General features: G+C 54.2%; 8 protein-coding genes and 2 tRNA genes. 1 reads left to right on the forward strand and 9 read right to left on the reverse strand.

All coding sequences use genetic code 11. The features are described from left to right. Positions 1-216 precede the first annotated feature (216 nt). The 7 genes from JUE30_RS10655 to JUE30_RS10685 form a co-directional block, all read right to left on the reverse strand. A tRNA-Leu gene (locus JUE30_RS10655) sits at positions 217-300 on the reverse strand. A gap of 138 nt (positions 301-438) precedes the next feature. Next, complete coding sequence (locus JUE30_RS10660) at positions 439-1,389, reverse strand: ATP-binding cassette domain-containing protein (RefSeq protein ID WP_125755057.1); 951 nt, start codon at positions 1,387-1,389, stop codon at positions 439-441. Continuing rightward, positions 1,379-2,494, reverse strand: coding sequence for an ABC transporter ATP-binding protein (locus JUE30_RS10665; RefSeq protein WP_125755058.1), 1,116 nt, complete (start codon positions 2,492-2,494; stop codon positions 1,379-1,381). The genes JUE30_RS10660 and JUE30_RS10665 overlap by 11 nt, the downstream gene beginning before the upstream one ends. A gap of 14 nt (positions 2,495-2,508) precedes the next feature. Further along, positions 2,509-3,456, reverse strand: a complete 948-nt coding sequence (oppC, locus tag JUE30_RS10670) for an oligopeptide ABC transporter permease OppC (protein ID WP_203624824.1) — start codon at positions 3,454-3,456, stop codon at positions 2,509-2,511. Positions 3,457-3,459: 3 nt separating this feature from the next. Beyond that, on the reverse strand, positions 3,460-4,968 hold the full coding sequence (locus JUE30_RS10675; protein ID WP_203624825.1) for an ABC transporter permease: 1,509 nt from the start codon (positions 4,966-4,968) through the stop codon (positions 3,460-3,462). A 115-nt stretch (positions 4,969-5,083) separates the two neighbouring features. Continuing rightward, positions 5,084-7,045, reverse strand: coding sequence for an ABC transporter substrate-binding protein (locus JUE30_RS10680; RefSeq protein WP_203624829.1), 1,962 nt, complete (start codon positions 7,043-7,045; stop codon positions 5,084-5,086). A gap of 443 nt (positions 7,046-7,488) precedes the next feature. Next, positions 7,489-7,572: transfer RNA gene (locus JUE30_RS10685), tRNA-Leu, on the reverse strand. A gap of 99 nt (positions 7,573-7,671) precedes the next feature. Between JUE30_RS10685 and JUE30_RS10690 the strand changes: the two genes are divergently transcribed. Then, positions 7,672-8,502 (forward strand): NAD(P)H-hydrate dehydratase, encoded by an 831-nt coding sequence (locus tag JUE30_RS10690; RefSeq protein WP_239061410.1) that lies wholly within the window; start codon positions 7,672-7,674, stop codon positions 8,500-8,502. 35 nt (positions 8,503-8,537) lie between these two features. On the opposite strand, the gene JUE30_RS10695 is transcribed toward JUE30_RS10690, so the two are convergent. Together JUE30_RS10695 and JUE30_RS10700 are read right to left on the reverse strand one after the other, a co-directional pair. Beyond that, the gene (locus JUE30_RS10695) at positions 8,538-9,248 is read right to left on the reverse strand and encodes a pseudouridine synthase (protein WP_203624827.1); all 711 of its coding nucleotides are present in this window, start codon (positions 9,246-9,248) and stop codon (positions 8,538-8,540) included. 5 nt (positions 9,249-9,253) lie between these two features. After that, complete coding sequence (locus JUE30_RS10700; RefSeq protein WP_203624828.1) at positions 9,254-10,885, reverse strand: polysaccharide biosynthesis protein; 1,632 nt, start codon at positions 10,883-10,885, stop codon at positions 9,254-9,256. Between the last annotated feature and the right edge of the window lie 262 nt (positions 10,886-11,147).

Consider the following 11,147-nt stretch of genomic DNA (forward strand, 5'->3'; position numbering starts at 1 on the left):
GTTGATTCTCTTCCAATTTGATGCGAACAATCTCTGGCTTCTCATCCAATAAAAATCACCTCACCATATTTGATGAGGCAATCATATCGCCCAGAAGCTGGCATTCATATCCGGTCTGTTATTAGGTGCTTACGTTTACTGCACATCGGCCGGCTGTCAAATATTTAAGGCTACAAAAAACCGGCCATTTGAGAATGGCCGGTTCATCAAGCCTGATGCCGCAAACAGGAGTCGAACCTGCACAGGGAAAACCCTACAGCGACCTGAACACTGCGCGTCTGCCAATTCCGCCATTGCGGCAGCAACAACCAGTATTATACCAAGCGTTGCCCGTTTTTGCCAACGATGATTGTCATCGACGCCAAAAATCCCCGCTCAGATGAGCGGGGACAAGTGTTGGGCATCATTCAGAGGGGGCCGAATGACGCCATAGTGCCATTAGAGCTGACCTTGTTCCTTCAACTCTTTGGTGTAGCGGGCCTCTTCCTCTTCGTTGCAGTAAACGTAGTGGCCAGGCTTGATCTCGACAAACTTCGGCTTGTCGGTTTCGTAGTGGTGCATGCTTGGGTCGTAGACATACGACTTGCGCGTGCGGGCAATTTGCGGATCCGGCACCGGCACAGCCGAAAGCAACGCTTCGGTGTACGGGTGAATCGGGTTCGTGAAGAGCTCTTCAGTGGGTGCCAGCTCCAAGATTCGGCCGGCGCGAATGACTGCGATCCGATCGGAAATGAACCGAACAACGGACAGGTCATGCGCGATGAACAGGTACGTGACGCCTTGTTCACGCTGGAACTTCTTCAGCAGGTTCAGCACCTGCGCCCGAATGGAAACATCCAGCGCGGAAATCGGCTCGTCGGCCACCACGAGGTCCGGCTGCATGATCAGCGCACGGGCAATCCCAATACGCTGACGCTGGCCACCAGAGAATTCGTGGGGGTAACGGTACAGCTGTTCTGGCAGCAACCCAACTTCCTCAAGCATCGTGCGGACCTTTTTGACGCGATCTTCTTCGGAATCGAACAGCCCATAGTTGTACAGGCCTTCCGAAATGATGTAGTCGACAGTCGCGCGGTCGTTCAACGAGGCGGACGGATCCTGAAAAATCATCTGAATCTTGCGCTCGATCGAATGCTTTTTCCGTTCGGAGATTTTACCGTTGATCTGCTCGCCTTCAAAGGTAATGGTGCCTTTTTCGGTCGGGTTGATGCCCAAAATAGCGCGGCCAATGGTGGTCTTGCCAGAACCGGACTCGCCAACCAGCGAGAAAGTCTCGCCCTTGAAAATGTCAAAGTTGACATCCTGAACGGCGACAAACTTATCTTTACCTGAGCCAAAGGAGATCTGCAGATCCTTCAGGCTGACAATTGTTTCTCGATCATTCGCCATCTGCATCGTCCTCCTTCTTGTCGCTTAACGTGAGATCCAAGTTCTCCAAGTGAGACTCGGCCACCGTCGCGGCCATCCGTTCATGCAGGTTTTGGATCAGTTCCGGCTTTTCCGTCTTCGGCGCCCGCGGGTCCAAGAGCCAGGTCTTGGCATAGTGAGTGTCGGAAACCTTGAAGAACGGCGGATCGGCCTTAAAATCGACCTTCATCGCCCACGGATCACGCGGCGCAAAGGCGTCACCGACAATGTCCTTGTACAGACTTGGCGGCGTGCCTGGAATTGAGTACAGCTGGCCGCCTTTTTGCGCCAACTGCGGCAGAGAAGAAAGCAGGCTCCAGGTGTACGGGTGACGCGGATCATAGAAGATCTCGTCGCAGGTCCCGTACTCGATGATGCGGCCGGAATACATGACGGCGATGCGATCGGCAATCGACGCCACCACCCCCAGGTCATGCGTGATGAAGATGGTCGTGAACCCATCTTCCTTCTGCAAAGACTTGATCAGATCCAGAATCTGGGCCTGAATCGTGACATCCAGCGCCGTCGTTGGCTCGTCGCAAATCAGGATGTCAGGCCGGCATGCCAGGGCAACGGCGATGACAATGCGCTGCCGCATCCCACCAGAATACTCAAAGGGGTACTCATTGTAGCGCGCTGCCGCATTCGGAATACCGGTGCGGTTCATCAACTCGATGGCGATCTGCTTGGCTTCCGCCTTGGACTTGCCTTGGTGCTTGACCACAACTTCTGCGATCTGAGATCCAATCGTCCGAATCGGGTCAAGCGAAGTCATGGGATCCTGGAAAATCGTGGCAATTTCATTACCGCGAATGCCTTCCCACTGCTTATCCTTGGTCAGCTTTTCCAGATGCTTGCCCTTGTACACGATCGTGCCACCGGCGATTTCACCATTTTCTTCCAGCATCCCGGTGAAGCTCTTGGTCAAGACTGACTTACCGGAACCGGACTCACCAACAATGGCCAGCACTTCGCCCTTGTAGAGATCCATCGAAACATGGTGAATCGCCTTGAGCGTCTTGCCACGGACATGGAAGTGAACAGAGAGGTCGTCAATTTTTAGAATTGGTTCTTTTTCGTCACTCATTGTCACTCCCCCTTTTATAAGTGTGTGCGCGGATCTGACGCATCAGCCAGCCGCTGGCCGACCAAGTACAGGGAAACCGCGATCAGCGCCAGCACAATCACTGGCAGCCAGAACAGGTATGGATAACTCGTCATGTAAGGCGAATACTTCGAAATCAAGCGGCCCAGCGACGGGGTGCTTGCCGAAAGCCCAACCCCTAAGAAGGAGAGGAACACTTCGTAAGAAATGTAGGACGGCAGCGACAGCGAGACCTGCGTGACAATGACGGATGTCAGGTAAGGCATAATGTTGCGCAGGACCATGCGGCCCAGCCCAGTGCCGAGCGTCTTGGACGCGATGTTGTACTCACGGTCACGCATGATCATGACCTGAACCCGGATAAAGTACGCCGTGCCAAGCCAGCCGGTGACAGTCATGGCGAAAATCAGGTTCCAGAAGCCCGCCCCGAAGGAGTAGGACAGCACCATGATGATCAGCAGCTGAGGCACGTTTGAAATGACGTTGTAAACTTCCAACATGATGCGATCGAGACCCTTGGAGGTGCCCCAAATCGCGCCAACTGCAACCCCGATGACCGTCGTGATCAAGGTCGCAATGACGGAAATTGAGATGGAAATTTTGGCGCCGGCCCAGATCGCGTCAAACAGCGATTGCCCGTTGTCATCGGTCCCAAACCAGTACTTGGCATTCGGCCAATTATACCGCGCCCCGAAATCATTGATCTTGGCCACGTTGTTCAGGGAATACCCCGAAAATGACGGCTGAATGAACGACATCAGTAGAATCGCCAACATTAACAGCAACAGGAAAATGGTGACCTTACTAGAGAAGAAGGCACGACCCACAGAACCCCAGTAGGAATATTTTTCTGTATCCAGTTTTTCGGTTTCCAGCTTGTCGATCTCAACCGGGGTAAAGTCGGAGTCCAGAATTTCTGGTTGAGTAGACTCTTTATCAGCCATAGGCTATTCCTCCCCCTTCGATGTGTCAGACGACGACAACTTGATCCGCGGATCAACCAAGACCATGGCAATGTCGCCAAGCAGCACTGACAAGACGGCAATCGTGGTGAAAATGAAGACCAGTGCGATCACGACCGCATTATTGTGTTGGGAAATCGAATCTGGCAGCATCTTCCCCATCCCAGGAGCAGCGAAGATTTCTTCGGTCATGGTAGCCCCACCAATCAAGCCGATGATGGAGCCGGGAATGCCCTGAACGATTGGAATCGAGGCATTCTTGAAGATATGCTTGGTGTAAATCTCACTTTCGTTCAGACCCTTGGCCTTCGCGAATTTCACGTAATCGGACTTCTGCTGGTCGATCATGTAACGCCGGAACCAAATGACCAGCCCGGACACACTCAGCAGCCCTAAGACCACTGATGGCAGAACCCAAGAGCGCCAGTTCTCAGCGCCCAAAGTCGGGAACGAATCCGGCAGGCCGAATAGCGTGGCACCCAGATAACGGAAGACGTAGATAAAGGCCAAACTTGGCACGGCGATCAGCACGGTGACCACGAAGGTCCCGGCCCGATCGAACCACTTGCCCTTTTTCCGTGCCATGTAAATGGCGACCGGAATCGCAATGGCATAGGAGATAACAAGCCCAACCAGCCCGGCCCGCACGGATGTCCCAATCATTGATGGATCGCGATTGATCTGTTCGGTGCTGGTGTAGTCGTCCTTGTACTGCTCAAACGCTTCGGGATCACGGTGCTTACGCGGCTGGTAGGCTCGCGTGTAAACATCATCCGAGGTGACAAGCTTCCGGCCATTCGGGAAGGTCTTGGTAATGCTATCAGCAGGGCCTTGGCCGCCGCCGATTACCTCACTGACGGGTTCGCCAGCATAAGACGGGTAGGAGGTCCCGAGGTTGAACTTCAGGAAGTTCTCGTGAATGTAAGGGAACTTCGAGTTGAAGTAAAGTTGGTAACGATACTTCGTTCCTGAACCAACGACCGCCCAGCCGACCAGCGGATCGTGCTTGATCTTCAGGTAGCGTGGCAGATTCGGGTTCTTCGGGTCGTGAATGGCCCATGGGGTATCGATTTTGATCATGTTGCCGTAGAAGCGGCCGAGCCGTTCCCAAATCGGCAGATCACGAGTGGCATAGTAGTCCTTGCTGATCTTGAAGCGATGCAAGGTATAGCCATTAGCCTTCGTCCATTTTGCGAACGCGGCTTGGTTGGAGGCGGTATGGGCGGCAGTCACAGTGACCTTCGGGTCGGCTTTTTCGACCGTCTTGATCAGGGACCTGGTGTCCATGTAATCGATATAGTTCATTTTTTCGTACGCGTTGTTCTTGTAATCAGTCAGCGAGTCCGGCTTCGAGGACAACTTGTTGATCATCGGATCCTGCTTGAACACGTCCCGGCGTGGGATCATGGTGTAAATCAGGATGAATGTCAGGGTCGTGACCAGAAAGATACTCACGATTGAACGAAGTACGCGAAAGAACAGATACTTCTTCATGTGCGGTTCCCCCTCTTATCTTCATTAAAGAAAAAGGGCTAGTCACATTATCAGTGTGCTAGCCCTTTAACACGCCTAAGTTCAAAGAGCTTATCGAGTCAGCTCAAAGCTTAGTTTACTTGTCCTGTTCCTTCGCAATTTCAGCGCGCTTTGCAGTCCACGCCTTGAGTGCTTTGTTAAACTGAGCAGTCGTTACAGGCTTAGCTTGCAGCTTCGTCCCGTCGAACCGAGATGAGCCGGCGCCAGTCCATGACTTCTTGCCAGTGAATGGAACAACTTTCGTTACAGAAGGAGTACCGCCCAGAGAATTGATCGGAATCTGAACACCTGTGCTCAGCAGGTAAGCTTCAGCCTTGGCAAATGCCTTGTTGCGGGCGTTCGTATCGGTTGTGATGGCTTCAGCCTGGTTGACCAGCTTTTCGTACTGATCAAGACCAGCGGCCTTAGCAGCGGCTGCGTAGTCTGCTTTATCAGCAGCAGAAGTCAGCGCGGAAGCTGGGGTCAGGCCCAAGGTGTTCAGCAGCGCACCGCTAGATGGCTTGTAGATGTCCAGGTAAGTGGAAGGATCCAAGTAGTCAGGGCTCCAACCAGAAGCATTACTGATATCAAAGTCTGATTGTGCACCGGTTGCAGCTTGGTAAGTCCCAGCCAGGTACTTGTCTTCAGCAGCTTGGATAATGTCGATTTGAACATTGTCCTTGCCCAGAACAGATTCAACCGAGTTCTTGAAGGACTTGGCCTTGTTCAGCTGCAGCGCCTGCTTTTCCTCTTCAGGAAGATCAAGCTTGATTGGGAAGGAAACCCCTTCGGCCTGCAGTGCTTTCTTCGCCTTGGCGAATTCAGCCTTGGCAGCAGCCTTGTTGTAAGTCCCATCCTGTGCGTCGGTCAGGTCCATGTCCTTGTACTCGGAGCCCAATGCGTGAAGATCACTCTGCGTGAAGGTCCCGATGTTCTTGCCGTCGGCCTGAACGAAGGTAGGCGGGATGAAGGAGTTACGCAGCGACTTCGTAGCACCAGCGGCGCCAGTGGACTGCGCGTTGTACGCGGTCTTGTCGAACGCGAACTGAATTGCCAAACGGAAGTCCTTGTTCAAAACAGCCTTCTTGGTGTCAGCCTTTTCCTTGTCCGTCTTCTTGTCAGTCATGTTGTATGACTTACGATCCAAGTTGAAGGTCATGTTGTAGGTCGAAGCGTCTTGCGGGCCCCAAACAATGTCCTTCTTGTTAACATCCTTGTAACCAGGCAGGTTCGGATATACCCGGGCCTGACTGAAGTCACCCTTTTGGAAGGACTTGTACAAAGCGTCTGGGTTTGACCCATCGTTGTAGGTTTCCTTGACGTCGGTGATGTGGACGTCCTTCTTGTTCCAGTACTTCGGGTTAGCCGTGTACTCGATGACAGACTTCGAAGTGAAGTTCTTCAGCAGGTATGGGCCATCGTAGAGAATCCCGTTAGCCTTTGGCTGGCCATAGCTCTTGCCCTTTTCAGCCAAGAACTTGGCGTTGACTGGCTCCAAGATGCCGTATTGCAGCTTGGAGTTCCAGAATGGTTCAGCCTCATTCAAGGTGTACTGGATCTTGTTGTTGCCAACGACTTTGATGCCAACCTTCTTGAAGTCCTTCGTCTTACCATTAACGTAATCATCCAACCCGACAATCGAGTTTTGAACGATGTACAACGTTTCGGACTTCGCCTCGACGGCGTGCTTCATGCCAGTGATAAAGTCTTGCGGCTTAACAGTGGCATAAGTGTTGCCCTGACTGTCGACCCACTTGACACCCTTGCGCAGCGTGTAAGTGTAGGTCTTGCCACCATTGGTGACCTTGTATGAACTTGCCAGGCCTGGGACGATTTCACCATACTTGTTGGTGGTCATCAGAGGTTCCTCGAAGTTGGCCAAGTGGTCACTGTTGGTTGCACGGCTGGTGACCGAGTAATCAAAGTTATCCGGATCAGTCGAATAGACATAGTTATAAGTGCTGGTTGAGGTACCGTTGCTGCTTGCTTTATTCCCGCAAGCTGCGAGCAGTGTGGCCAACGTCAATGCGACGACCACCGCGCCTCGTTTCTTATTCATCTTCATACACATAAGCCTCCAACCTATGAGATAGTTCCCAATTCCGCCTCTAACGTTCTTGAGAATATCTAAGATTATAAATTGATTAGAGGGGGGTGTCAAGCATGTGTGGAGATTTTTCGCGAACAAATGCGATTTTTCCTTGAACAATTCAGGCTGGCGCTGGGGTTGAAGCACCTTTTTTTGACCACTTCACGCTGATTTTTGCCGATTTTCTGGTGTCTACCGCTCCTTCACCAGCCCCGCTCTCTCAGCATTTGCTAAGTATTAAAGGATTCTAAGCCGCCCAGTCGGCTTCTTAGAATATGCAAGGAAGACCGCAATATTTAAAATCGAGAATATTTTTCCCGCGTCGATTCAACTGCCTGGTTTTGAAACACCTGGTGTAAAAATGACACAAAAAAACTGGTCATCTCTTGATGACCAGCCTGGTTGATGCCTGATGCCGCAAACAGGAGTCGAACCTGCACAGGGAAAACCCTACAGCGACCTGAACACTGCGCGTCTGCCAATTCCGCCATTGCGGCAACAACAGGATTAAGTATATCAACCAAAGGCCTGCTTGCCAACCCTTTTTTGAAAAAAGCCGGGTAATGCTGCGGTATAATGCTCATGAGGTGAGCATTGTGAAGAAAATTCCGGCATCCTGCATCAACCAAGTGGTTCAGCCGCGGCCGCCAGAGAGCCACAAAGGCACTTTTGGGCGCGTACTCGTGATTGGCGGCAGCGCCCAGTTTGGTGGGGCCGCAATCATGGCTGCCAGTGCTGCGGTTTATAGTGGCTCGGGCCTAGTCAGCGTTGCCACCGACCCGGTCAACCGCACGGCACTGCATGCCCGCCTGCCCGAGGCCATGGTCATCCCCTACGATGATCCCGAGGTGAAAAAGCTAATCCCAACCATGGACGTGGTCGCCATCGGGCCAGGGCTTGGCACCGATGAACTGGCAGCAACGATTCTGACGCGGGCACTCGAAGCGCTCACTGAGTCGCAGACGCTCATTATCGATGGCTCCGCAATCACGCTGATTGCCGACCGCCAGTTGGCGGTCACTCACGCGAAAACCGTGTGGACCCCGCACCAAATGGAATGGCAGCGGCTGTCAGGAATTACCATCAAGGATCAGGATGAGCACTCGAATCAACAAGCCGCCGCCAAGCTGCCTGGCACTGTGATTGTCAAATCGCACCGCACTCAGCTATTCACCCCGACGACCAGCTACGAAAACCCCCTGGGCACGCCGGCGATGGCCACTGGCGGTATGGGCGATACCTTGGTGGGCATTCTAGCCGGCTTCACTGCTCAATTTGGCCTGAACGACGCTGCCCTTTGCGCGGCAGTCTATGCCCACAGCGCCATCGCCGAAGCGCTCGCCAAAACGAATTATGTCGTACTGCCTTCCGCGCTGATCCAGCAGCTGCCCCAGTACATGCAGCAGGCCGCGACAACTCGGGCCTGATACGCAAAAAGTCGAACCACCCGCGGGTGATTCGGCTATTTTTTTGCCTCCAGTAAGGCGGCCAGCTCTGCTTCTGTCAGCTCGCGATACTGCCCTGAAGGCAGTGACGCTGGCAAGTGCAGCGGGCCCATCTGAATCCGCTGCAAGGCGGTCACTTGGTTGCCAACCGCCTTCAGCATCCGCTTCACCTGGTGAAACTTGCCTTCATGAATCGTTAACTCGATCAACCGGCCTTCGCTGCCTGGCCGCACTGCCACCGTCGCCGGAGCACTGGTGAACTCTTGGAAGGTGATCCCCTCGGCCAGCTGGTCCGCCATGGCTGGCGTCAGCGCAGCCGCCAGCGACACCAGATAAGTCTTGGGCACGTGGCGCTTGGGCGAAAGCAGGGCATGGCCCAACGCCCCATCGTTGGTCAAAAGCAGCAGTCCAGTAGTATCTTTGTCCAGCCGGCCGACGGGATAAAGGCCTGGTCGCCTGTCTGCCGGCGCGATCAAGTCCAACACTGTCTTCTGCGTGGCATCGGAATTGGCGGTTAAAACCCCGCTAGGCTTGTTCATCAAATAGTACACCTGCAAGCAGCCGCCCACCGTTTTCCCGTCGACCGTCACAGTCGCGCCAGGCCCCACTGACACGCTGCCGTTGCGCACCTTTTGCCCGTTGATGGCCACCCGGTTGGCTTTGATCATTTTTTTGACGTCACTGCGCGTGCCGTATTGCAGATTGGCCAAGTAGCGGTCTAATCGCATCGGCGTCACCTGATGTGCAGCCGCGCACGCAGCCGCCCGACGCGCTCGCCCAGCACCATATCGGCCAGCCGCGTTTTGAGCAGCGCATACCCGTAAATCAGCACGCCGATTGGCACGGCAATCAGCAAGGCCACAACGGCCCCAACTGCGCGCTCAGGCGCGATCACGAGTCCAATCAGCCACACGAGCAGTCGAACCACCACGGCCATCACGGCTGAAAACAGTGTGATGCCGAGCAGCCGCCGCGCAGTCTGGCGCAGGCGAACCGGGTACCGCTGACGCAGCGCCTGAATCATTAAGACGCTGGAGACCAGCATACCAGCCAGGGTCGCGACCAGCGCTCCCCAGACGTTCAGAAAGTAAATCAAGGGCCACTGCAGCACGACCTTGACCACCATCCCGATCAGCATGTCGTAAATCGCGACGCCGTTGTGAAACAGCCCCTGCAGGGCCGCGGCGAGCACCGTGAACAGCCCCATGGCAACGGCAACAAAGGCCGACAGGACCAGCAGGCGAATACCCAACTGATCATAGGAGTAAAAGACCACGTACAGCGGTTTGGCCACCGCCGCCATGCCAAGCGCGCATGGCACCATGACAATGAAAAACAGCTGAAGCAAGTTGGTGACTTGTTCGCCGATGGCGTGCTTATCCCCCCGGGTCTTCGCCCCGGACAGCAGCGGCAGCACGGTCGACGCCATGGCAACAGCCAGACTGATCACGATCATAATCAGTTTGTTGGCATTGCCAGCGTAAAGCGTGAATAGACTGTTCAGCTCCTGCGTGGTCGCCTGCCAGTGGCTGGCCATCATGGGATTGAAGGTATACTGATCAAACAGATAATAGAGATTGATGCCAGAGCCGATGACGATGAACGGCACCGCCTGGGCGATGATTTCCTTCAGGATCCGAGGCGTCGAGATCTTGACAGCATCGGTCGAGCCGGCGACCAAAGTCTGAAACTTTTGCCGGCGCGACACCAACACCAGCACCAACAGCAGCAGGCCGAACAGTGCCCCGACAAACGCCGCAAACGTTGACTGTGAGGCCGCGTCCACGTAATTATGACTGCCGAGCACCATGATGGCATATGTCATCACCAACATGTAAATCACTCGCGCGACTTGCTCAACCAGCTGAGACAACGCAGATGGTGCCATGTCGCTGTACCCCTGGAAGAATCCGCGCAGCGTACTCATCACCGGAATGATCAACAGCGGCCAGGCCAGCGACCGATACACCTGAGTCAGCGCGGCATCGCCCAGCGCCAGCCACGGGGCCAACACCCACATCAGACCAAATGACAGCAGCCCCATGACGCCCATTAAAATGGTGCCCTGCCGAAACAGCCGGACGCCGGTGCGGTACTCGTTCATGGCATTATAATGGGCCACCTGCTTGGAAATTGCCCCAGGTACACCGGCCGTCGCAATGGTCAAGAAGATGCTGTAGATGTTATAGCCCTTAGTAAACAGGTTGTTGGCCGCCAAAAAGGCCGCACCCAGCCAGATGCGCCATGGAATGATATAAATCGCCCCGAGTACGCGGGACAATATGCTTCCGGCCGTCATCCAAGCCGAACCGCGCAGCATTTGCTCCTGCGCGTTCGGTGTTTTGACCTGCGGATTTTTTGCCATGCCGTTACCCCAATTTTCTACAGAAAGATGTGTTTATCGTTGCGGATCAGATTAGTCTCTATTTTAAGGGAAGCCTCGGCCCCTTTCAATTGGAACCCCAAGACGTTAGCAATCCGTAAGTTTTCACATAAAAACCACCCGTCGAACGGGTGGTTTTCTCTGGGGCTATAAGCCCCTGTTGCTGGCTGCGTCTCAAGGCGCTGGCCTCACTTCGTTCAAGGCCTACTGCGATTGCCACTTTAACCGCCTCTGGAAGAGGCTC

This window comes from Lacticaseibacillus sp. 866-1 (assembly GCF_016861825.1).
In the GTDB taxonomy this organism is placed as follows: Bacteria; Bacillota; Bacilli; order Lactobacillales; family Lactobacillaceae; genus Lacticaseibacillus.